The 21232-nt window shown below is 59.8% G+C and carries 21 protein-coding genes; 5 read left to right on the top strand and 16 right to left on the bottom strand.

Annotated elements, in window-relative coordinates; translation table 11 throughout:
- Nucleotides 1-72: 72 nt before the first annotated feature.
- The 6 genes from IB279_RS17245 to IB279_RS37150 form a co-directional block, all read right to left on the bottom strand.
- Nucleotides 73-885: an SDR family oxidoreductase gene (locus IB279_RS17245; RefSeq protein ID WP_113188967.1), complete on the bottom strand. Its 813-nt coding sequence runs from the start codon at nt 883-885 to the stop codon at nt 73-75.
- 178 nt (nt 886-1063) lie between these two features.
- Nucleotides 1064-2341 (bottom strand): choline ABC transporter ATP-binding protein, encoded by a 1278-nt coding sequence (gene choV, locus IB279_RS17250; protein ID WP_113188966.1) that lies wholly within the window; start codon nt 2339-2341, stop codon nt 1064-1066.
- Nucleotides 2338-3192: a choline ABC transporter permease subunit gene (gene choW, locus IB279_RS17255; RefSeq protein WP_113188965.1), complete on the bottom strand. Its 855-nt coding sequence runs from the start codon at nt 3190-3192 to the stop codon at nt 2338-2340. The genes choV and choW overlap by 4 nt, the downstream gene beginning before the upstream one ends.
- A 142-nt stretch (nt 3193-3334) precedes the next feature.
- Complete coding sequence (gene choX, locus IB279_RS17260; RefSeq protein WP_113188964.1) at nt 3335-4264, bottom strand: choline ABC transporter substrate-binding protein; 930 nt, start codon at nt 4262-4264, stop codon at nt 3335-3337.
- A 75-nt stretch (nt 4265-4339) separates the two neighbouring features.
- Nucleotides 4340-5125 carry an SDR family NAD(P)-dependent oxidoreductase gene (locus IB279_RS17265; RefSeq protein WP_162741315.1) on the bottom strand — a complete coding sequence of 262 codons (786 nt, stop codon included), beginning with the start codon at nt 5123-5125 and terminating at the stop codon, nt 4340-4342.
- Between the two features lie 137 nt (nt 5126-5262).
- A complete protein-coding gene (locus tag IB279_RS37150; RefSeq protein WP_246801993.1) occupies nt 5263-6360 on the bottom strand; it encodes a helix-turn-helix transcriptional regulator in 1098 nt (365 codons plus the stop codon).
- 87 nt (nt 6361-6447) lie between these two features.
- On the opposite strand from IB279_RS37150, the gene betI reads away from it, so the two are divergent.
- On the top strand, nt 6448-7068 hold the full coding sequence (betI, locus tag IB279_RS17275; RefSeq protein ID WP_113188962.1) for a choline-responsive transcriptional repressor BetI: 621 nt from the start codon (nt 6448-6450) through the stop codon (nt 7066-7068).
- A 26-nt stretch (nt 7069-7094) separates the two neighbouring features.
- Here betI and IB279_RS17280 read toward each other — a convergent pair whose 3' ends face one another.
- The 9 genes from IB279_RS17280 to IB279_RS17320 form a co-directional block, all read right to left on the bottom strand.
- Nucleotides 7095-7655 carry a TetR/AcrR family transcriptional regulator gene (locus tag IB279_RS17280; RefSeq protein ID WP_113188961.1) on the bottom strand — a complete coding sequence of 187 codons (561 nt, stop codon included), beginning with the start codon at nt 7653-7655 and terminating at the stop codon, nt 7095-7097.
- 4 nt (nt 7656-7659) lie between these two features.
- Complete coding sequence (locus tag IB279_RS17285; RefSeq protein ID WP_113188960.1) at nt 7660-8004, bottom strand: multidrug efflux SMR transporter; 345 nt, start codon at nt 8002-8004, stop codon at nt 7660-7662.
- A gap of 97 nt (nt 8005-8101) precedes the next feature.
- Nucleotides 8102-8986, bottom strand: coding sequence for an SMP-30/gluconolactonase/LRE family protein (locus IB279_RS17290; RefSeq protein WP_113188959.1), 885 nt, complete (start codon nt 8984-8986; stop codon nt 8102-8104).
- 198 nt (nt 8987-9184) lie between these two features.
- Nucleotides 9185-9967 carry an SDR family oxidoreductase gene (locus IB279_RS17295; protein WP_113188958.1) on the bottom strand — a complete coding sequence of 261 codons (783 nt, stop codon included), beginning with the start codon at nt 9965-9967 and terminating at the stop codon, nt 9185-9187.
- Between the two features lie 198 nt (nt 9968-10165).
- Complete coding sequence (locus IB279_RS17300; protein ID WP_309142287.1) at nt 10166-11575, bottom strand: NAD(P)-binding domain-containing protein; 1410 nt, start codon at nt 11573-11575, stop codon at nt 10166-10168.
- Between the two features lie 602 nt (nt 11576-12177).
- The gene (locus IB279_RS17305; RefSeq protein WP_162741313.1) at nt 12178-12882 is read right to left on the bottom strand and encodes an SDR family NAD(P)-dependent oxidoreductase; all 705 of its coding nucleotides are present in this window, start codon (nt 12880-12882) and stop codon (nt 12178-12180) included.
- The gene (locus IB279_RS17310; RefSeq protein WP_113188955.1) at nt 12879-13652 is read right to left on the bottom strand and encodes an SDR family NAD(P)-dependent oxidoreductase; all 774 of its coding nucleotides are present in this window, start codon (nt 13650-13652) and stop codon (nt 12879-12881) included. Before IB279_RS17310 ends, IB279_RS17305 begins: the two co-directional genes overlap by 4 nt.
- Nucleotides 13646-15100 (bottom strand): NAD(P)/FAD-dependent oxidoreductase, encoded by a 1455-nt coding sequence (locus IB279_RS17315; RefSeq protein WP_113188954.1) that lies wholly within the window; start codon nt 15098-15100, stop codon nt 13646-13648. The genes IB279_RS17310 and IB279_RS17315 overlap by 7 nt, the downstream gene beginning before the upstream one ends.
- Nucleotides 15101-15191: 91 nt before the next feature.
- Nucleotides 15192-15800 (bottom strand): TetR family transcriptional regulator C-terminal domain-containing protein, encoded by a 609-nt coding sequence (locus tag IB279_RS17320; RefSeq protein ID WP_113188953.1) that lies wholly within the window; start codon nt 15798-15800, stop codon nt 15192-15194.
- Nucleotides 15801-15909: 109 nt separating this feature from the next.
- On the opposite strand from IB279_RS17320, the gene choX (IB279_RS17325) reads away from it, so the two are divergent.
- From choX (IB279_RS17325) to IB279_RS17335, 3 genes are all read left to right on the top strand, one after another.
- Complete coding sequence (choX, locus tag IB279_RS17325; RefSeq protein ID WP_113188995.1) at nt 15910-16857, top strand: choline ABC transporter substrate-binding protein; 948 nt, start codon at nt 15910-15912, stop codon at nt 16855-16857.
- 271 nt (nt 16858-17128) lie between these two features.
- Nucleotides 17129-18271: a LuxR C-terminal-related transcriptional regulator gene (locus tag IB279_RS38135; protein ID WP_375292949.1), complete on the top strand. Its 1143-nt coding sequence runs from the start codon at nt 17129-17131 to the stop codon at nt 18269-18271.
- Between the two features lie 54 nt (nt 18272-18325).
- Nucleotides 18326-19759, top strand: a complete 1434-nt coding sequence (locus IB279_RS17335) for an aldehyde dehydrogenase family protein (RefSeq protein WP_192339401.1) — start codon at nt 18326-18328, stop codon at nt 19757-19759.
- 128 nt (nt 19760-19887) lie between these two features.
- On the opposite strand, the gene IB279_RS17340 is transcribed toward IB279_RS17335, so the two are convergent.
- Nucleotides 19888-20316, bottom strand: coding sequence for a hypothetical protein (locus tag IB279_RS17340; protein WP_192339402.1), 429 nt, complete (start codon nt 20314-20316; stop codon nt 19888-19890).
- Between IB279_RS17340 and IB279_RS17345 the strand changes: the two genes are divergently transcribed.
- Complete coding sequence (locus IB279_RS17345; RefSeq protein ID WP_192339403.1) at nt 20303-21205, top strand: 3-keto-5-aminohexanoate cleavage protein; 903 nt, start codon at nt 20303-20305, stop codon at nt 21203-21205. The genes IB279_RS17340 and IB279_RS17345 overlap by 14 nt on opposite strands.
- Nucleotides 21206-21232: the final 27 nt, after the last annotated feature.

Consider the following 21232-nt stretch of genomic DNA (forward strand, 5'->3'; position numbering starts at 1 on the left):
AGCTCATGCGACGCTGACGAACTCACGCGCTCATGGGACTTCGGCCACCCGAAGTCCCATCCAGTGTCAGCGCTAGGCCGAAGCAGGCGCTGGTGCGGCAGGCGCGCTTACGGGCGCCACGATGCCCGCCAACATCCCGCCGTCGACCGGAAGCTCGGTTCCGGTGACCAATCGGGCGGCATCTGATGCAAGGAACAGGATCGCCTCGGCGATGTCCGAGGGAACCGGTAGCATGCGCATCGGCACCGCGGCGCTCAAACCAGCAACAGCAACCTCGCGCCCTCCTACTTCTTCCGCGAAGCGTTCAAGCATCTCCGAATCCACGTAAGTCGGATGAACCGAGTTGCATCGGACCGGCATGCCGTTGGCGGCGCAATAGAGCGCGACGCCCTTTGTCAGGAGACGCACAGCCCCCTTGCTGGCCGCGTAGGCGACTGCGTCGTCAGAGGCGATGTTTCCGTAGACGGAAGAGATGTTGACGATCGAACCGGAATTGCCTTTCGACTTCATCGCGCCGACGGCCGCACGGCATCCCAGGAAAGTACCCGTGGCATTGACGGCCATCGTGCGCTGCCAGTCAGCGAGGGAACAATTTACGAAGTCGCCGTCAGTCCAGATGCCAGCCGAATTCACCAGGACGTCGAGCTGGCCTGCGCGACGAACCACGGCTTCCAGCGCGGCCGTCCATGAGTCCTCGTCGGTGACGTTAAGCGGCACGAACTGGGCGGCGTCGCCAATCTCAGTCGCGGCTGCTCTTCCTTTTTCAGCATCGATGTCGGCCAGGAATACGAAGGCGCCTTCGCGCGCAAAGAGACGCGCAGTTTCCCGGCCTATTCCGGAAGCCGCGCCAGTGATCAATGTGATTTTCCCAGACAACCGTCCCATGGCAGTAACTCCTCCAAGTTAGATGTAATCGCCCGAATTTCGCCTAGAAGCGTGGACGACGGTGCGGAGGCCGCAAACCGGACTCGTCCAAACCTTAAAGAGGGAGCGACGACCGGTCGCCGCATCCCTCCCCGAGCGCGGCTTTGCAGGGACAGCGCTCAAGCTCTGCTTTTTTCCGCTAGCCGTGTCGGCCGACCGACAGGTAGGCGACGTTGTCGCGCTCCGGAACCTGGTCTTGAGGCGGTTTGGACGGCGAATGCGATGAATCGGGCTGGCGGCGAAGCACCGCGTGCAGCACATCATCCACGCCGATCGCGCCTACAAACCGCTCGTTTTCGTCAAAAATCGCTACCGGTGCCGTGTCGGCATGGTGCATGGCGAGCATCACCGTGCGCAGCGAAGTCTCCGGGGTGGCCCAGAACACCGGGTGAGCCGATGGCTGCCTCGGTTCGTCGACCTCCGAGCATGCGAGCCACGAAGCCTTTTCCCGGTCACGCTCCGCGTCGACAACCCTTCTGTCCGGGCCGATCTTGAACCGGGTCGTGCGTCTGGCATCAAGCCACAGCCAACCCTCGCCCGCATCGTCCAGATCACGCGCGTCTCGCATCGCATTGTATGCCGTGAGCACGCTCAATGGGTTTACGTTGGCTATGAACTCCCTGACGTAGTCGTTCGCAGGCCTGAGAACGATCTCTTCCGGCCTGCCCGTCTGCACGATCCGACCGCCTTCCAGAATGGAAATCGTGTTGCCGAGCTTGAGCGCCTCCTCGAGGTCATGGCTGACGAAGATGATCGTCTTCTTTAGTGTCTTCTGCAGGATCAGCAATTCGTCCTGCAGCTTCGTGCGGATCAACGGATCGAGCGCCGAGAACGGTTCGTCCATCAGCAGGATCGGCGCCTCGGTCGCAAACGCCCGGGCCAGTCCCACACGCTGCTGCATGCCGCCCGAGAGCTCGTGACAATACTTGTCCGCCCACTGTTCGAGGCCGACGAGTTTGAGTTGCTTTTCTACCCGCGCCCGCCGTTCCGCCTCCCCGATCCCGGCGAGTTCCAGACCGAGACCGACATTCTCGGCGACGGTTCTCCACGGCAGGAGCCCGAATTGTTGGAACACCATGGCGATGCGTTGCTGGCGTATCCGCCTTAGAACGGCCGGAGAACACTTCACGACGTCGACGAGCTTGCCGTCGTCGTTCACTAGTACTTCTCCGCGCGACACCTTGTTCAGCCGATTGACCGCACGCAGGAGCGTGGACTTGCCGGAGCCAGAGAGGCCCATCAGCACGCTGATTTCTCCCTCATTCACCGTCAGATTGGCACCCGCGCAACCAACGACTGCACCTGTCTTCTCCAGAATGGCCGTGCGCGACGCGCCCTGGTCGAGCATCTTGAGTCCTTCGGCCGCAAGTTCGCCGAAAACGATGTCAACATTCTTGAATTCAACGGCGACGCTCATGCCGCTCTCCTTTCGCCGAAGCGGCAGACGCGGTCCAGGATGATCGCCAGGACCACGATGGCTAGGCCGGACTCGAGACCCATGGGGATGTTCAGGGAGTTCAAAGCTCGAACTGCAGGTTTTCCGAGCCCGTTGGCCCCGACGAGCGCCGCGATGACGACCATCGAAAGAGACAGCATGATGCATTGCGTAAGGCCTGCCATGATCGTCGGCATTGCCGCTGGCAGCTCGACCTTCCAGAGCAGCTGGCGCTTGGTCGCCCCGAAGGATTCACCTGCCTCGATCATCTGCTTTGGAACGGATGTTATGCCGAGATGCGTGAGCCGCACTGGTGCAGGTATCGCAAAGATCATCGTCGCGATGATGCCGGGCGCGAGGCCGAGGCCGAAGAGCACAAGCACAGGGACCAGATAGACAAACGTGGGCATGGTCTGCATCAGGTCGAGAATGGGTCGCAGGACATGGAAGAGCCACGGGCGGTGCGCCGCCGCGATACCGAGGGGAACCCCGATCGCCATGGACACGGCCGTGGATGCGGTGACGAGCACTAGGGTCTCGATCGTCTCCTTCCAGAAGCCGAGGTTGATGATGAAGAGCAGGCCGACCGCGGTGGCGAGCCCGAGCTTGATCGAGCGCGGCAGATACCAGGCGAAAAAGCTGGCGCTTAGAACGACGACGATCGGCGGCGCCGCAAGGACGAGGTGAATCGCTCCCTCGAGGGTTCTCGTCAAACTTTGCGCGATGCCATTGAAGAACCAGGCGAAGTTCGTCGTAAGATAGTCGAAGAATAGCTTTCCCCAAGTTCCGACCGGAACCTTGTGGGTCGCAATGATCTGTGTGATCGGGTCCACGCGCGGGGCCTCCCGTATTCAGCCATACGTGATTTAGGAGAACGGTGCTCTTGCAGGGTGAACCAACCGATGCGCGCGATGGCGGCGCGCCCGCCTGGTTCTGTCTGTTCCCTGTCCAGGACACCGCGGAGGTGTCGGTGGCTTATGAGCCGAGCGCTGCCTTGACTGCCGGCAACGCGGGCTTCCCGTCCACGGTGGTAACGCCGTCGAGCCACTTCTCGAGCATTTGCGGATTGCGGCCCATCATCTCCCGCGCGGCCGCAGCTGGATCCTTCCCGTCATCGAGGATCAACCGCATGCCGTGGTTTTCATACTCGATGTTGAAGACAAGGTTGGCGAAAAGCTTCGCGACGTTCGGACATGCGGCCGCGTATCCCTTGCGGGCGATTGTCCGGACGATCGCGCCACCGAAATTGGGTCCAAACTCGGCGTCGCCGCCCGTCAGATAGCTCATTTCGTAGTTGAGGTTCATGGGATGCGGCTCCCATCCAAGGAACACGATCCACTGCTTTTCCTGGACCGCCTTCTTCACCTGGGTGAGCATGCCGGCCTCACTCGACTCGACCACTTCCCAGCCGCCGAGGTTGTGATGGTTGGCAGCGATCATATCGAGAATGATCGTGTTCGAACCGGGCTCGAGCGCATAGATCTTCTTCTCGAACTGGTCCGCATGGGTCGAGAGGTCGGCGAAGTCCTTGATCCCCGCGTCGGATACGTATTTGGGAACCGCGAGCGTGAACTTGGCCCCCTCAAGGTTGGTGCCGAGAACCTCGACGGAACCGTTTTCGAAATAGGAGTTGTATTGTGCGTCCTGGAACGGACGCCAGTTGCCCTGGAACACATCCATGTCGTTGTTCTTCAGGCTCATGTAGGTGACGTCCATGCCCAGCAACGTCTGGTTCGCATCGTACCCCAACGCGTCGAGGATGAGCTCCGCGGTGTTGTTGGTGAGCATGATGTCCGTCCAGCCGAGGTCGGCGATGCGCACCTTCTGACATTCCGGCGCGTCGGCGGCGTGAGCGACGGAAAAGCTTAGTCCCGCGAACAAGCCTAAAGCGATCATCTTGCGCATGTTCGTTTCCTCCCTGAACCTGCAACATTAAGACCAAGCAAAAAGACCGGCCGACGTCGGCCAGTCTTTCGGACATCAACGCGAAAGCTCACCACCATCGATCACGATGTTGGAGCCATTCACATAGGAAAACAGATCGGAGCAAATCGTCACGGCGACTGAGGCGATTTCCGCGGGCTGGCAGAAACGCCCCATAGGGATCGCCGACAGGTAGCGCGCGCGTACCGTGTCGGGGTCGCTTCCCGTCTTGCGCGCGATGTCGACGATCGTCGTCGCGAGCATCTCGGTCTCGACGCTGCCAGGAGAGATGGAGTTCACGCGAATACCATGCGGCGCTAGTTCCTCAACGAGACTGTCCGCCAGTCGCAGCACACCAGCCTTGGATGCGCAGTAGGCGCCCCAGTTCCCCCAGGATTTGAGCCCGCCTTGCGACGCAATGAAGAGGATGTTCCCGCCGTGGCCGAGGTAACGTGTCGCCTCCCGGGCCACCAGGAACGTACCGGTGAGGTTGACATCCGTCACGCGCCTGAAGTCGGCTTCGGTCATGTCAGCTACCGATGAGACGATCGCGATGGCAGCTGCATGCACAACGTCGGTGATGGGCCCTTCCGATGCGACTGCCTCGAATGCTCTGGCCACGGATGCCGCGTCAGAGACGTCGCAGGCGCGGACGTTGTCGCCTTCCTTCAGATCAAGTCGCACAACCGTCGCGCCAGCCTCTTCAAAAGCATCGGCGATCGCCTTGCCCATTCCGCGCCCGGCGCCTGTGATGACCGCGCGACGGCCGACCAGGATCGGCGGCAGCTTCGACTTCGAGGCAGTCGCCGTGTTTCCTTCGCTTGGCGGGTGGGTGCTGGGCATGAACAACTCCATTAGCGATGTTTGATGTTGAAATTTATCAAGTCGCCGGCGGTGGGGACAATGGTGCCGATGGTCACCATTGTCCCGGCTGACGCCCGGTCAGACGACGTTACGAATCCTTCCAAGCAAGCGGGTTCTCAAGCGGCGATTCCTTGCAGATGACGCATGTGGGTGAGGAAAAGCTCGCGCTCTGTGGTGATATCGAGCTTCTGATACAGCCGCAGCCTATGGTTCTTGACCGTCCCGCATTGAAGGCCCAGTCGCTTCGCGATGCTGGCGACAGGGTGGCCTTCCAACGTGAGCATCACGATCTGCCGCTCCCGCTGGGTGAGCGGCTCAAGCCAGCCGAACGGCGATATCGCGTTCCCCAACAACAGAGGGGCTTCGACTTCCTCGCAAATGCCCTCCGGGGCTGCTCCAAAGTCTGCGGCGAGTGCGGATCTTACCAGAACACGACCGTCGCTCAGAGCTGCCTGGGTCAGACCCGTCTGCTCCAAGGAGGCGATGGCTTCAGCGAGCCCGCTTCCGGGCTGGGTTGCGAGCCTTTTCCAAGCTGGATTAGCGGTCAATTCCCGGCCCGATCGGTCGACGATGCGAAGCGGCCGGTCCTCGTTGTGCGTCCCCATCCCGCGGCTTGTGATCGCCTTGAGGTGTGCCTGATGCAGGCCGGCCACCAATGGAAACACACTTCTGACCCGGGCAAGCTCTGTGTCGGTGAATTGCCCCACGGCGCGGTCAAGCAGAAGTGTCGGGCTAGCGCCACCAAGCGGCGGCAGGAAGATGGCCATCTCGTCGCTGATCCGCGCGGCGCGCAGAACTTCCAGGGCATACTGGCTGTTCCATAGCTCTTCCGTCGCCAGCTGGTGCAACGTCGCGACCGTTGGCTCGGCCACGTCCTGCCAGTAGTGGTAGAATGGGTCGAGTTCGTAAAGGCCGGAATTATAAGGTTTCTCAACCTCGGCACTGACCTCGCGCGGAATGACAAGGTTCGGAGCCCCGAAGCTTGAATAGCGAACCAGCGCCAGAAGATCGGCTTCGACGAGAGCGCCCAATACATCCAGCAACCGGTCATAAAAGGTTTCCGTACCGAGCGCAGCGCTCGCCGTGCCGACTCGTTCCCAGAACGAAGGATCGGTGATGCTGAGCGGAACAGTGTCGGAAGCGTCGCTCTGACGGTCCAGATTCCAATGCGGCCCAGGTAAAGGCGTTGATGCAAGCTGAGTATGTCTAGTCATCGTTCCCTCCTATTGGCTCGTCGATATAAAAACTGGCCGAGCGGCCAATTCTTGATTCGAATGACCAACTCTGTCAATATGCGTTGCATGAAGCTCACGAGAATCAGCGAAATCCGTCGTCAAGAACTGCGGCAAGTGGCCTACGAAGTGCTCCAGACGGAGGGCATGGCGGGTGCGACCATCGAGAAGGTTGCCCAACGGGCCGGCGCCTCCAAGGGCATCGTCCATCACTACTTCAAATCGAAGCAGCAGCTCTTCGAGCATGCGATGCGGCATTCAAATGCCTTGCTTCGGGACGAAGTGATCCGCCGCATGCGCCTGGCGCGGAGCCCGGAACAGCGCCTATGGGCGATCATCGATGGAAATTTCAGTGCGGACTTCTTCACGCGCCCGATGTGCCACGCCTGGCTTTCGCTGTGCGCCGAAGTACCTCGCGAACCGCAACTTGCTAGAATACAGAGGGTGGTTCATTCCAGAATGCGCTCGAACCTGCTCACCGCGCTCCAGTCGCTTGTAGCTAGGGAGCAGCGGGAGAACGTCGCGCTCGGGATCACTTCGCTGATCGATGGCTTATGGCTGCAGATGGGCCTGCGTCCGCACGGATTGAGCGCTGCGGACGCCTTGACGCAGATGGCGGATTATCTGAGCCACCGCATCCCGAACGTCGCGTGGAGCGAATGTTTGCAGCGGCCAGAAACTGCAGCGTAGACCGGATCAGCGTGTCACTTCCGCGCTCACAGGCCCTTTTGGGTTAGCGCCAGCAAGTGTTCCTTCAATCTGTCGAGTTCGAGCTCGGCAGTTCCGGCATCGGCTGTCACATAGGAAAGCCACGCGCCGTCTGCGGCTAGTCGGACGACGTGAAGTGTTTCGTCGTCGTCCGTCGCCTTGTGCCGCTCCAACCTTTTTCCGAACCATTCAGCCCAGCGGCTGCGCAATATCGGGTCGCTGATCACCGCCATGAACAGGGTCGACCAAGGCGTCTCGAAGCCAAACGCCTTGCCGACGAATACCGATTTCACATAGGCGCGCGTGAAGCTACCGTGCGGAACCGAGTCCTCTGCGATGGACGAATCTATTTCCACGTCCAGTTTCTCGAGCAGTGCGTCGACCATGCCGTCGAGGAGTGCCTGTTTCGACGGGAAATGATGGAACAACCCCCCTTTCGTCACTCCGGCGCTATCGGCGACCGCCTGCACGGTCACGCCGGAGATGCCCTGATCCGCCGCGATCTTGGCCGCGCACTCTAGCAACGCGCGTTGGACCTGTTCCGGCTGCTTTTTTCGATTGTAGCCCATCGCCTTAGTGCACCGCTGTCTGCGAGAAGAGGTTGATCACGAAAACGCCGGAAACGATCAGGGCAATGCCGACGATCGCCGCGAAGTCGAGGGCTTGCCGGAAAACCACATAACCGACCGTCGCGGTCAGAATGATCCCAACTCCGCCCCATACGGCGTAGGCAACGCTCAGCGGCATGGCCTTGATCGCGTGCGTCAGGGAGTAGAAGGATCCCGCGTAAAGAACCGCCATCGCAAGTGTAGGCCACAGGCGCGTGAACTGAGCGGACCTCTGGAGAAACACAGTTCCTGCGACCTCCAGGATGATCGCCAGGCCGAGAGCCGCATATGCAAAGATAGCAGAATTCATGGCGCGCCCCTTTCCCAACGAGATGCGCCAATACATACCGCGCGGTTGGTTTCTTTGCAAGGGGCGTTGTCGCCGTATTTAGAGCGTTCGGTGCTTCTCAGCGTCGAAACGCTATCGGCTCGGCAAGCCCAGGAATCTTGACGTCCCGCATGAACACAGCCCCACCCTTATCCGAAGGATTAGCGGCCGCCTCCTCTCGTGTGTTCCAACCTGTAGTGACGAACAGGGTTCGCAGTCCTGGACCGCCGAAGCAAAGGCTTGTCGCATACGAGGCTGGCAGCGGAAGGGATTGCCGCAGTCGACCGGCCGGATCGACACAGACGACCTTCGCACCGCCGTAGAGCGCGCACCAGACGTTGCCTGCGCTGTCGACCGCAAGGCCGTCGGGCAGCCCATCGTCGGTGCGGAACGTGAAGAATGTCCGGCGGTTCGATATTACTCCGCGATCATCGAGGTCATAGCGAAGAATGCGCCCCCGAGCGGAGTCGCTGAAATAGAGGCTTCGGTTGTCAGGAGAAAAAGCAGGGCCGTTGCAGATTGCGAAGTCGCCGTCCGCCGTTTCGGCCTGGCCATTGCTGAAGACGCTGTAGAAATCGCTGCTCGCCTCAGCTTCGTCGAGATTCAGCGTTCCGACCCAGTATCGGCCTGCCCGATCGACTTTCGCGTCATTGTAAACGACATCACGCCTGCCGTTCTTAGGATCGGCAAAGAACCTTGTAGAGCCCGTACCCGGATCGAAGAAATAGAGGCCGTGGTCCATGGCGATGAGCAATCCCTGCCCGTGCACGAAGACGAGAGACCCGATGATTTCGCCGACATCAAGCTTCCACGTCTCCACCACCCCGTGCCGCTGGCGATGGACGAACGGCCCATAGTAGTCAATCCAGTAGAGCGCTTGTTCCTTCGGATGCCAAAGAATGCTCTCGCCAAGTCGGTCGTGAGTTTGAGCACATATCTGCCAGGTAGAGCTAACCGCGGTCATCCTTTGAGCTGTCCTCTTTGATTCCTGTCAGAACAAGTTCGTTCCTGGGGGGTGCTCTATCAATTCGCATCACGAGCGGCCCCGGCCACACACTGAAGGGTGCGCGATCATCGTGAGACTTTTCTGGTGCGGCGCGTTCGGGCTGGCGGAGTTTTAGCCCCCGCCAGCATGTACCTTGGTCTAAGATCCGCAACGAAGTCAGTTCCCGATGTGGTATGTCTCGGTATGTCCATCGACCGCGATTGCCTGGCCGCTAACCATTTTCGCGGCGGGTGAGCCGAGGAAAACGCACATGTCGGCAATTTCTTCCGGCTTCACGAAACGCTTGATCGACTGTGACTGAACGTACTCCTTGTTCACCACTTCAAGCGAGACGTTGCGGCTCTCAGCTTCGGCCCTAGCGACGCGTTCCATGCGCGCGCCTTCGACCGAGCCAGGGCAAATGGCATTTGCGCGCACGTCAAAGGGCCCAAGCTCGATCGCCAACGACTTGGTGAAGCCGATGACCGCCCACTTCGCCGCAGCATAGGGTGTCCGGAGACCATAGCCGAACAACCCGGCGGTAGACGCGATGTTGACGATGCTGCCCGATCTCTGGGCCTTCATCACAGGCGCGGCGCGCTTGACGCAGAGAAACTGTGCATCAAGGCAAACGTTCAGGCACTTCTGCCAGTCGTCTAGCCGAAGCTCCTCCACATAGCCAGTCGGCCCCTTGGTTCCGGCGTTGTTGACGAGGACGTCAAGGCCACCGAGATCGCTCAGCGCTTCATCGAACCAACGGTTCACTTCGTCTTCGTCAGATACATCAAGGTGCGTCGCGACGATGTCGGGACATGCCTCTTTCGCTTCGCGCAGCGCGCGCTCATCGATGTCGCAGATGTGAATCTTGGCACCGTTGGCGTGAAAAGCCTTGGCCACAGCCCACCCGATGCCCGAGGCGCCTGCCGTGACCATTACACGTTGCACCATCTCAACCTCCAATTAATCCCTAGATATTCGTCTCTGTTGTCCACAAACGCACCGTTCTCGGTGATCGTCCGGCAAGGCGTTCAGCAGCGGACAGGTCACAATCCCCGTTCTGTGACCCGTCCGGCTCCAGTGCCTCGCCAACGAGGCGCTGAAGAATTTAGTCTAGGCGGGAGGCTTGGCGTGACATCGCCAAGTCCGACCGCCTGAACGCTATTCGGCTGCTTCAGCAACGGGCACCTGCTCCGCGCGGCGCGGAATTGGTGGCCGGGCGCGACTGAAGCCAAGAGCCCGAGCTCGCTTCCTGCCCTTCCGAAGCTCGCGCTTGAGCTCGTCGAAATAGATGTCCTGGTCGAGCTGCATCGTATGGCGCGCAGACTTGTAATAGCGCGACATATGCCGTTTTTCATCGATAAGGATCGTGTTCTTCTGCTCGTCCAGGTCCGGCAAGACATACTCACCAGCCAAGTAGGCGGCGGCGAACTTCGCCTGATTGTCGGCGATCGCAAACAGCGTCACGCTGGGCTGCGCAAGTCCGATGAAGAAGAGGTTCGGAATACCTGGCTTGATGATGCGCTTGAACAGCGGCAGCTTGTTGCCCGGCGCCGCAATGAACGTCTCATCGAAGAATGGGAACGTGATCTTGTAGCCGGTCGACCAGATGATGACGTCGATCTTCTCCCGGCGACCGTCTTCAAACACGACGCTATCGCCATCCAGCGCGCGGATACCCTTGCACATGCTGATATCGCCCGCGGACACATAGGAAGGGAAGGTGTCGGACGTGGTGCCGTGAGACTCGAACAGACGGTGGTCGGGCTTCGGAAGGCCGTAGTCCTCCATTTTGCCGACGGCAAACTTGTACACGATGCGCCCGCAGGTGCGCTGCAGGGAAAGCGGAAGCCAGGGATAAAGCTTGCCCTTGTCGGCTGGCTTGCCGAGCAGGAAGCGTGGGAAGATGTGCTGACCGCGCCTTGTGCTCACGAACAGTTTCTGCGCGATGTGGCGCGGGCAGAGTTCACTCGCGATATCCATCGCCGAGTTGCCCATACCCACCACAAGGACGCGCTTGTTTCGCAGGTCGTGCGGCGTAAAAGGATCGCGGTACGAATGCGCGTGGATTTGTAGCCCGTCGAACTTGCCAGGATAAGCGGGCTCCGGCCAACGCGGATCCCAATGGTGCCCGTTGCAGACGAACAGGGCGTCGTAGGAACGCATTTGACCGTTCCCAAGGCGAATCCGCCAGGTTCCCTGTTCGTCGCGACGTGCGTCCGCGACCTCGGTCTGCAGAGTAACCTTCTTGTCGAGGCCGAAGTGCTTTACATAGGACTGCAGATACGCGTGAACCTGCGTGTGATGCGGATAGTAGGGCGTATCGGCTGGCATCGGAAACTCGGGAAATTCGAGCTGCCCCTTGGAAGTGTCGATGTGCAGCGAGCGATACGCAGCCGACCTTCCGTTCGGGTTTTCGAATGCCCACACTCCGCCGACCCGGTCGCTCATTTCGAACCAGTCGAAAGGGATTCCGCGATCGGTGAGCGCCTTGGCGGTCACGATACCGCTCATGCCGGCGCCAATTATGCAGCATCTGGGAAGGGCGTTGGACGTCATTCTAGGCTCCATCGGGCGATCAGTTGATGAGCGAAAAATACCAACCGCCTACTTGAAGTGACAATGGTGCCAACGGTCACGGGTACTCGTCATGAACGGTCAGAAGGCGAGTTCCAACGGTGGGGGAACCGTTCGGAGTCCCCATTCACGTACTGGCGGATAGGAGTATTCGTCACGCAAGGTGAAAGCCGATCCAAAAAACTTGGCCCCCCCCGGAGGTGGAGGTCAGACTCTTGCTAGCTGGCCGCACGGGAGAGCCAAAAAAAGCCCCGCAAGAATGCGGGGCAATGAAGGCATCCCGTGGCTCGCGGGATACAGGGGAACGCTGGCAGAAACCGACACCTTCGGTACTAAAGGCGGCAGAGTCCACGGTCGAGACGATTTACTTCAGGCCGCATATAGCTCAAGCCATGTATAAATCACGCAGTACTTACAAGGTTGTTGATACAGACGAAACTCATAAGCAATCTGCGCGATGATGTAAGTACATCCAACTGCCCAGCATCGCAATAGTGACTAACGTCACAATCAAAGTCAGGAGTTCTTAAGCGCGCAAGCGTTTGTGACCTGAATGCGCTGCAAACCCACGCCGAGGATAGGCCGAAAGGCCCGAGCTACTGAGCGGTATAGCCGCCGTCGACGGCGAACTCGGAGCCGGTGACCGCGGCAGCGGCGTCGCCGCAGAGGTATATGGCGAGCGACGCAACCTCCTCCGGCCTGCAAAGCCGGCCGAGGGGTGTCCGTTGAACGTAAGCGGTTGTGGGCCAGCGCTCGAGCAGCGGAGTAGCGGCGTAACCCGGAAGTATGGCGTTGCAGCGAATTCCCGGTGACTTTCGAGCGAGGTCGAGGGCAACGCTTTTTGTCAGCTGGCTCAACGCGCCCTTGCTTGCCGAGTACGCGGCGGCTTCGCCGTCCGCGACATTGGCGAGAATCGAGCTGATGTTCAGTATGACCCCCTCGCCCCGTTTTCGCATGAGCGGGATTGCATGCTTCATGCCCAAGAACGGACCCGTCAGATTCGTCTCGAAGGTGGCAGACCACGTTTCCGGACTGCAGTGCTCGATCGTATCCCCATCAAGGCTCACGCCGGCCGCATTTATGAGCACGTCGAGCCGTCCGTAGCGACGATCGATTCCAGCGATGACGTTCTGCCAGTCCTCTTCGTAGCCCACATCTAAGGGGACCACCCCGACCTGATCGGACCGAAGGTCGCATCCAACGACGAGAAAACCTTCGCGCGCCAAACCTTCCGCGCAGGCTTTGCCGATCCCCGATCGTGCACCAGTGACAAGGGCTATTCTCTCGCGACTCCCACTCATGCGGTAAGCCCTCCGTCGATGACATACTCGGCCCCAGTGACGAAGGATGCTTCGTCGGAAAGCAGCCATGCGATCATGCTTGCCACCTCATCAGGCAGGATAAGTCTGCCGATAGGTTGAGCCTGCATCCAGGCATCGCGAGTTGCCTCGCCGTTTTCCGTGAAGAAGGATTTCACCATTCGCGTCTCGACCACTCCCGGGTGAACGGAGTTGCAGCGGATCGGCCAGTTCTTTCGCGCGCAGTAGATCGCGATTTCTTTCGTGAGGGAGCGCACGGCCGCCTTGCTGGCATCGTACGCCGGCAAGTCGGGATCTGCTTTCAGCGCGGAAACGGAGGACAGATTGACGATGGAACCGCCATTGTCGCGCATGTGGGGTATCGCGGACTGACATGCGAGGAAAGTCCCGTGCACGTTCACGGCCATCATCCTCTGCCAGGCCTCGAGGCTGGTTTCTTCAATCGAACCGGAGCGGAGGATGCCCGCCGCGTTCACAAGCATATCGAGACCACCCAGACGCCGGACGACGTCCTCCATAACGGCCTTCCATGCGGAGTGGTCCCGCACGTCGTGTTTGAGGAAGATGCCGCCGTGGGAACTGAGGAAGTCCAGTTCGGCATCGTCGGGCGTTCCGAGATCGATGGCCGCGACCGCAACGTCACGCTGCGCCAGGAGCCTCCAAGTGGCGAGGCCAATTCCAGAGGCGCCGCCTGTAACCAGCGCGACCTTCTGTCCGCGCGTCCTGCCGTCCGACATCTCTGCGCTCACCATTGATCGTAGTCCCGGGCCTTGAACCTACGCAACTTCCACCAATACCGCAGCATTGTCGAACTCCAGTTGTTGACGATCACGCCATCGGCACCCTTGTACCAACTTGAACAGTTTGCGCCCCATACCGTCCTGGACAGCCGCGCCTGGGTGTCAGCATTAAAGCGCTGCGTAACGTGTCGCTTGGGCGCCACGGCCCGGGACGCTGCGTCCTGAACCTTCGCGATCGCCTGACCGATGTAGCGCGCCTGGCACTCCAGCATGAAGACGATCGAACCATGTCCGAGATTGGTGTTTGGTCCGTACATGATGAAGGCGTTGGGGAAGTCCGGGACGGTCACCCCCAGGTATGCGTGTGGATGCGGTTGCCATGCATCTTGAAGACTTAGGCTTCGCGCCCCCTCGATGGGAATCGGGGCAAGGACTTGTCGGGTTTCGAATCCTGTCGCGTAGATCACCACGTCCACCGGATGAGAGACCCCGTCATCTGTGAGCAAGCCGGAGGGACCGAACTCAGCGATAGAGCTTGTGACAACCTGGACATTGTCCCGAGCGAGGGTCGGGAACCAATCATCCGAAAGCAGCACGCGCTTGCAGCCTGCCGGGTAGTCGGGGGTCACGGCATCTTGCAGGACTGGATCCTTGATCGCTGAGGCGATAGCAGCCTTGCAGGCTTCCTCCCACTTCCTTCCCTTCTTGCTGTCCTTGAGGAAAGCAGGGAAGCTCAGTTCCAGCTGCAAGTATTCCCAGGCTCGCTGGAGCCTCATCAAGAGGGGAACGTGCTTGCGTAGGCGTTTCTCGCGCTCGTGGTAGAGTCGGTCGTTCTTCGGAATGATCCAGTTCGGCGACCGTTGGAACAAGATTACCTGCTTCGCCTCCCGTGCCACGTGCGGCAGGAACTGGATGGCGCTGGCTCCGGAACCGACGACCGCGACGCGCTTGCCGGTGAGATCATGGTCATGACGCCATCGCGCCGAGTGGAACTCCACTCCGGAAAATCGTTCGCGACCCCGGAAGCTTGGTATCGAAGGACGGTTCAGCTGTCCGACGGCGAATACGACCGCACGCGCCTTGATCTCGGTCTCATTGGAGAGAGCGACGTCCCAACGCCTGGCTTCAGCAACGTAGCGAGCCCCGACGACTTCCGTTCCAAGTCGGATATGGCGCCGAATGTCGTAGCGTTCCGCGCACTCCTCGAGATAGGCCCTGATTTCAGAATGGGGGGCAAATCTCCGGCTCCAATCGGGCTTCTGGGCAAATGAATATGAATACAGGGTGGAGAGGACATCGCACCCTGCGCCAGGATACGTGTTCTCAAACCAAGTCCCCCCGATGCCTTCGGACTTCTCGATGACTACGAAGGGAATGTTCCGCTTTCGAAGCTCGACGGCCATGAGGACGCCGGAAAATCCGGCGCCGATAATGACTATGGGTAGAAACTGCTCAGACATGGCCAGCCCCGCGACGATTGACTGTCGCAGAAGCTACATTTGATTGGCATGCCAGTCAATTTGTTTTTTTATGTTCAAAAACAACCAGTTATCAAAATACAACTCGACTCGCAAACTTTCTGGCAATTGCCAGCCCCTCCTCGCGCTCCAGGAAACCGCCCCTAGCCATCGACGACCACAATCCCTCGATCAGGGCGTTGATTCCAACAGCGATCGCCTCAGCATCTTCGCTCGCCCCACCATTCTCCGCCAGGACTTGGCGACACAGGCTGGTCATCCGCTCGGCTTCGCGAATGCGGAATTGCCCGAACAACTTCCTGTACGCAGCCTGAGTGTGGCACTCGGACCAAAACGCCGCCCAGACCGCCAGCTTGTTTTTCGTAGTCAGGGGACGCGAAAAGGAAAGTTCCAGCACGTTATCAAGGCGCTCCACAGCGGTGCTTCCGGTGGCCGCCGCGCCATCGATCTTCACCTCGTATTCATCTATCAGGTACTGGAGCGCGGCAACGAGCAGGGCTTCTTTCTTCTTGAAGCGGAAGCTCAGGTTCCCGTAGCCAATCCCCGCCTCCTTCGCGATGTCGGCAAGAGTCGTCCTCGACAAGCCGTTTCGACCGATCGCTCGAAGCGCTGCATCGATGACTTCCTGCTGCCGCATCTCGAGGCTTTTGCGGGTTCTTATTTTTGGTGCATCATCATTCATTTATTGCCATACCTCTGTTTTTATTTGCTTTTTTTAACACAAATTGACTGTCTTGCCAATCTATTAACTTCGTGCTTTGATGATCGCAGACAACGATAAGGGAACAACCATGATCTTCGCACGCACATCTTGCATTGGGATTTCTGCCGCCTTGTCACTGTTGACTACCACTGCCATGGCTGCCGATCCAGAATCCTGTCGGAACGTCCGGATTGGCGACGGTGGATGGACCGATAACGTCGCGCAGAACGCTGTCGCAAAAATTCTTTTGGAGCCTCTCGGATACCAGGTCTCGATGCCACTGCTCGGAGCCCCGATCATCTTCTCGTCTATCAAAAACAAAGACATCGACATTTTTCTCAACGCGTGGTCTCCGGCCGTGGACTCGATGGTCAAGCCTTACCTCCAGGAAGGAACCATCGTCCGCCTTGCAGACACGATGACGGGAGCGAAATGGACCTTGGCCGTTCCGCGCTATGCCTATGATGCGGGCCTCAAGAATTTTGCGGACATCGGAAAGTTCAAGGATAAGCTCGACAACAGGATCTACGGCATAGAATCCGGCAGTGACGGCAACCAGGCAATTCTGAATATGCTGGACGCCAACAGCTTCGGGCTGAAGGGTTTCGAACTGGTCGAATCCAGCGAGCAAGCGATGCTTTCCGAGGTCCAACGCAAGATCGCCAGCAAGGACTGGATCGTGTTCATGGGCTGGGCACCGCATCCCATGAACATGAAGTTTGACATGGCCTATCTCGACGGCGGCGACGCCTACTTCGGCCCCAACCAGGGCGAAGCAACGGTTTGGAAGGCGGCGCGCGTCGGCTATGCCGAGGAATGCCCCAACCTCGGTACATTCTTCAAGGAACTGCAGTTCACTGTTGAGATGGAGAGCGAGATAATGGCATTCATCCTCGACGAAGGACTCGACCCGCCTGCAGCTGCAGCAAAGTTCCTTCACACCCATCCTGAGACGTTGGACCAGTGGCTCAAAGGCGTCGTCTCGATGGACGGTAAAGACGCGATACCGCTCGTCGTGGGTGCTGTACTCAACTAGCCGGATCATTCGCTCAATCCCGTTGAACAGGCCCTATCAGGTCTTCAACGAGAGAGGCGATTGTAACTTGGATCAGACGCGCCTGTGCGCAGAAGCAACTCGCCTCGGCGAGTGGGATCGACCCCGCCACTGATGGTCTTCCTTCGACTGATCAATGGCGGGGTCGATGGACCCTGCGCTTTGCCTCATCGCGTATCCCTATCCCATTAGCCCACTCCCGTGGATTTCTTCCTGCAATCACCTCGAACGCATTCGGCAACAGGCTCATGTGATGAACGTCAAGGGAACTGCCAAGTCTGCTACAAGGATTGCGAACTCAAGACTTTGGGAGGCAGTCGGCGCCGCAAGTGCGGCGCTCGGCGAATGCGCCTTCTATGACAGATTGTTGGATGTCCTTGGGGCAGTGGTTGGATATGACGCAAGGGGTATGGTGCGGTATTCTCGCCATGCGGCGCCGGACCTGATCATTCCCCGCCAAGACCGCGCCGACATTGAGGTGCCCTACAACTCCGGCCTATTCGAATTCGATCCCTTTCACCGCTACTGGCGGAGCGATGCAAGGCCGGGCGTTAAATCCTTGCGACTCCTGGTCGATGCGAGTTTCTGGGAGAGTGCTTATGGGAGCACGTTTCTGCGGGCTGCCCGGGTCAGTGATGAGCTGGCGATATTTCTTCCAGCGCTCGGGGAAACAAGCACAACTCTCATTCTCGATCGCGCCAAAGGTAGATTTTTGACCACCGAGCTCGCGCAAGCGGAGGCAATCTTTCCCTTGCTAGAAGGCCTTCACAACGCGCACATCAGAGCGACGGTCAACCGAGGCCGGGTCGCTGGATCGGCGGAAAAGCCGCTGAGAATTGTAGATCGCTGCGGCCGAGAACTGGCCACGAACCAGGCATGGAAGGCGTTTTTCCAGTCCAAGCGTCACAACGAACACGGCGAAGCTCCTTCGACCTGCGCAACGCAATTGGTGTTGGGTGACGGCCGTATTCTAACTAGACATTCTCTGCCTGCGGACTTCGGGCTAGCTCCTGGCGGCTTCGTTGACGTTGTCGAGGAGCCCGCGCCACCGGCATCCGAGGCTTCAGCAGCGGATTGGCTAACCCCTCTTACACAACGCGAGCGAGAAATCGTCAAACTCACTTTGGAGGGATATCCGATCGCAGGCATCGCCAAACGGCTAGGCGTTGGGCGCGGCACTATCAAGAACCACCGTGTGCGGCTTTATCAGAAACTCGACATCACCACTGAGCGCGAGCTCTTCCTCGTGCACATGCGTTACGTACACGCTCAGGGGGCAATTAACACACTGGCGAGAAGCACCAAGCGTAACCTGGGCACCTTGGGCGAAGGAGAAGCCTCTGCCGCAGCAACGTTTGGCAGGGGGCCGTTTCTGTATCTCACCGGTCCGGCGTAATTCACGCGCCACCGCGGGTCCGCGAACAACATGCTATTATGGGAGGCAATCTAAATGCTCGACAAACGCAAGTTCTACATCAACGGCGCCTGGGTGGATCCCATCGTCGCCAACGACCTCGAGGTCCTGAACCCGGCAACGGAAAAGCCGGTTGCGGTGATCTCCATGGGCACGGCCGCGGACATCGACCGGGCCGTTGCTGCGGCCAAGAAGGCCTTTGCGACCTATAGCCGGACGAGCGTCGAGGAGCGACTGGCGCTGCTTGAAAAGCTGCTTGCCGTCTACAAGCGCCGCTATGACGAGATGGTCGACACCATCACCATGGAACTCGGCGCGCCGAAGACTATGACCCGTGAGCAGCAGGCCGATGTCGGCGTCGGCCACCTGCAGGGCTTCATCGATGCGCTGAAGCGCCTGAAGACCCGCGACCGGCTGCCGAACGGCGACGTGATCCTGCGCGAGCCGATCGGTGTCTGCGGCCTGATCACGCCCTGGAACTGGCCGATCAACCAGATCGCGCTGAAGGTGGTGCCGGCGCTCGCGACCGGCTCGACCTGCGTATTGAAGCCGAGCGAGTTCACGCCGCTCAACGCCATGCTTTACGCTGAAATGGTGCATGAGGCGGGCTTCCCGGCCGGCGTCTTCAACCTCGTCAACGGCGACGGCGTCAACGCCGGTGCCGCGCTGTCAAAGCATCCCGACATCGACATGATGTCGTTCACCGGCTCGACCCGCGCCGGCATCGCCGTCAGCAAGGATGCCGCCGAAACGGTCAAGCGCGTGACGCTGGAGCTCGGTGGCAAGTCGCCGAACATCGTCTTTGCCGACGCCGATCTCGAAGACCGCGTCACCGGCAGCGTGCTCGAATGCTTCAACAATTCCGGCCAGTCCTGCGACGCGCCGACCCGCATGCTGGTGGAGCGTAGCGTCTATGACCAGGTGGTTGAGATTGCCAAGCGCGTCGGCCGCGAGGCGAAAGTCGGAGACCCGACGCAAGAGGGCGGCCATATCGGCCCGCTCGTCAGCCACATCCAGTTCGGCCGGGTGCAGGCGCTGATCGAAGCAGGCATTGCCGAAGGCGCGCGGCTGCTCGTCGGCGGTGCCGGCAAGCCGGAGGGCTTCGAGACCGGCTACTTCGTCAAGCCGACGATCTTTGCCGACGTCAACAACGAGATGCGCATCGCCCGCGAGGAAGTCTTCGGTCCGGTGCTGGCGATCATTCCCTTCGACACCGAGGAGGAGGCGATCGCGATTGCCAACGACACCAACTACGGCCTTGCCGCCTATGTGCAGACGGGCAACCCGGAGCGGGCCGAGCGCGTCGCCGGACGCCTGCGCGCCGGCATGGTGCACATCAATGGCGGGCCGCACCGCTACGGCAGCCCGTTCGGCGGCTACAAGCAGTCCGGCAACGGTCGCGAAGGCGGCATTTTCGGTCTTGAGGACTACATTGAGGTGAAATCCATCCACGTTCCGGACGGCCTATGAGCGTGTAGGCGTGAGCCGGCCGGTGCCGCCGAAAGATACGGCGGCACCTCAAGGACTCGAGTGGGAGACGCGCTCGTACGGACTTAGGATTCGCGACCAGTATATGGGCTGTTAGGCGCCAGAGAGCATCAATGGGATCGGCTGAGCGTTTTTAGCTTCATCCAGGATTTCGAAGGTGTACCCACCTTCCGGCCCGACGCACCAATTTCCTCATATCCACCCAACGGTTTCGCATCTGCTTTGTTAAGCGAGAAAAGAGGTGCGCGAGAGAACAGTGAAACGAAGCCGAACCCAAAGCCCTTTGCCAGTGCTCGTGATAGCATCAAACCCGCGTTCATGGAGACTTCCTCATCCAAGTCCGATCGCGTCGGAGCTGCACGCTGACAAAGGTAACAAGTGACACAACCGGCCGCAAACCGCCCGTTGAACCGTTCAACCGTGACCAAAGTCACCCGTCCATTTTCCGAAAACGTATGGGATAAGCCTGAAATCGGAAGGTTGCGTTGCGCATCATGCGTGATGACCGCAAAGGGAGACAGCAAAATGCCGCTCAACATGAACCGCGAGGTATTCATCACCTGTGCCGTCACCGGCTCGGGAGACACCGTTTCAAAGTCCAGCCACGTGCCGATCACGCCGAAACAAATCGCCGAAGCGGCGGTCGAGGCGGCCAAGGCCGGCGCTGCCGTGGTCCACTGCCACGTCCGCGATCCGGAGACCGGCGCGCCGGCCCGCAGGCTCGATCTCTACAGGGAAGTGACTGACCGTATCCGCTCTGCCGATGTCGACATGGTGCTGAACCTGACCGCCGGCATGGGCGGGGACCTGATCTTCGGCAACGTCGAAAGCCCGCTCCCGCTCAGCGAGAAAGGCACCGACATGGCCGGCGCCACCGAGCGCGTCGCCCACGTGGCCGAATGTCTGCCGGAAATCTGCACGCTCGACTGTGGCACCATGAACTTTTCGCTCGGCGACTACGTCATGACCAACACGCCGTCGATGCTGCGCGAAATGGCCCGTCAGATGACCGCCCTTGGCGTGCGTCCGGAGATCGAAGCCTTCGACACCGGCCACCTCTGGTTCGCCAAGCAGCTGGTCGAGGAAGGCCTGATCGAGGATCCGGTGCTGATCCAGCTCTGCATGGGCATTCCGTGGGGCGCGCCCGACGACCTCAACACCTTCATGGCCATGGTCAACAACGTGCCCGCCAACTGGACCTTCTCCGCCTTCTCTATCGGCCGCAACGCGCTCGCCTATCCGGCCGCAGCCATCCTTGCCGGCGGCAACGTCCGCGTCGGCCTCGAAGACAACCTCTATATCGGCAAGGGCCAGCTCGCGACCAACGGCCAGCTCGTCGAAAAGGCGGTCGGCGTCATCGAGGGCATGGGCGCCAAGATCATCGGACCGAAAGAGGTCCGCGAGAAACTGAAGCTGACGAAGCGCTGAGCAGGGACAGGCGCGGCCAGAACGAGC

The sequence above is a fragment of the Ensifer sp. ENS06 genome, from assembly GCF_014852205.1.
Lineage (GTDB): Bacteria > Pseudomonadota > Alphaproteobacteria > Rhizobiales > Rhizobiaceae > Ensifer > Ensifer adhaerens.

Bases quoted from the DNA above. Each gene is read 5' to 3' on its own strand.
- IB279_RS17285 (WP_113188960.1), bottom strand. From the start codon at position 8,004: ATGAATTCTGCTATCTTTGCATATGCGGCTCTCGGCCTGGCGATCATC.
- choV (WP_113188966.1), bottom strand. From the start codon at position 2,341: ATGAGCGTCGCCGTTGAATTCAAGAATGTTGACATCGTTTTCGGCGAA.
- IB279_RS17315 (WP_113188954.1), bottom strand. From the start codon at position 15,100: ATGTCTGAGCAGTTTCTACCCATAGTCATTATCGGCGCCGGATTTTCC.
- IB279_RS37150 (WP_246801993.1), bottom strand. From the start codon at position 6,360: ATGACTAGACATACTCAGCTTGCATCAACGCCTTTACCTGGGCCGCAT.
- IB279_RS17310 (WP_113188955.1), bottom strand. From the start codon at position 13,652: ATGGTGAGCGCAGAGATGTCGGACGGCAGGACGCGCGGACAGAAGGTC.
- IB279_RS17305 (WP_162741313.1), bottom strand. From the start codon at position 12,882: ATGAGTGGGAGTCGCGAGAGAATAGCCCTTGTCACTGGTGCACGATCG.
- choX (WP_113188995.1), top strand. From the start codon at position 15,910: ATGATCTTCGCACGCACATCTTGCATTGGGATTTCTGCCGCCTTGTCA.
- IB279_RS17245 (WP_113188967.1), bottom strand. From the start codon at position 885: ATGGGACGGTTGTCTGGGAAAATCACATTGATCACTGGCGCGGCTTCC.
- IB279_RS17280 (WP_113188961.1), bottom strand. From the start codon at position 7,655: ATGGGCTACAATCGAAAAAAGCAGCCGGAACAGGTCCAACGCGCGTTG.
- choX (WP_113188964.1), bottom strand. From the start codon at position 4,264: ATGCGCAAGATGATCGCTTTAGGCTTGTTCGCGGGACTAAGCTTTTCC.
- IB279_RS17340 (WP_192339402.1), bottom strand. From the start codon at position 20,316: ATGTTGAGCGGCATTTTGCTGTCTCCCTTTGCGGTCATCACGCATGAT.
- IB279_RS17320 (WP_113188953.1), bottom strand. From the start codon at position 15,800: ATGAATGATGATGCACCAAAAATAAGAACCCGCAAAAGCCTCGAGATG.
- IB279_RS17290 (WP_113188959.1), bottom strand. From the start codon at position 8,986: ATGACCGCGGTTAGCTCTACCTGGCAGATATGTGCTCAAACTCACGAC.
- IB279_RS17335 (WP_192339401.1), top strand. From the start codon at position 18,326: ATGCTCGACAAACGCAAGTTCTACATCAACGGCGCCTGGGTGGATCCC.
- IB279_RS38135 (WP_375292949.1), top strand. From the start codon at position 17,129: ATGAACGTCAAGGGAACTGCCAAGTCTGCTACAAGGATTGCGAACTCA.
- IB279_RS17300 (WP_309142287.1), bottom strand. From the start codon at position 11,575: ATGGAGCCTAGAATGACGTCCAACGCCCTTCCCAGATGCTGCATAATT.
- IB279_RS17265 (WP_162741315.1), bottom strand. From the start codon at position 5,125: ATGCCCAGCACCCACCCGCCAAGCGAAGGAAACACGGCGACTGCCTCG.
- IB279_RS17345 (WP_192339403.1), top strand. From the start codon at position 20,303: ATGCCGCTCAACATGAACCGCGAGGTATTCATCACCTGTGCCGTCACC.
- betI (WP_113188962.1), top strand. From the start codon at position 6,448: ATGAAGCTCACGAGAATCAGCGAAATCCGTCGTCAAGAACTGCGGCAA.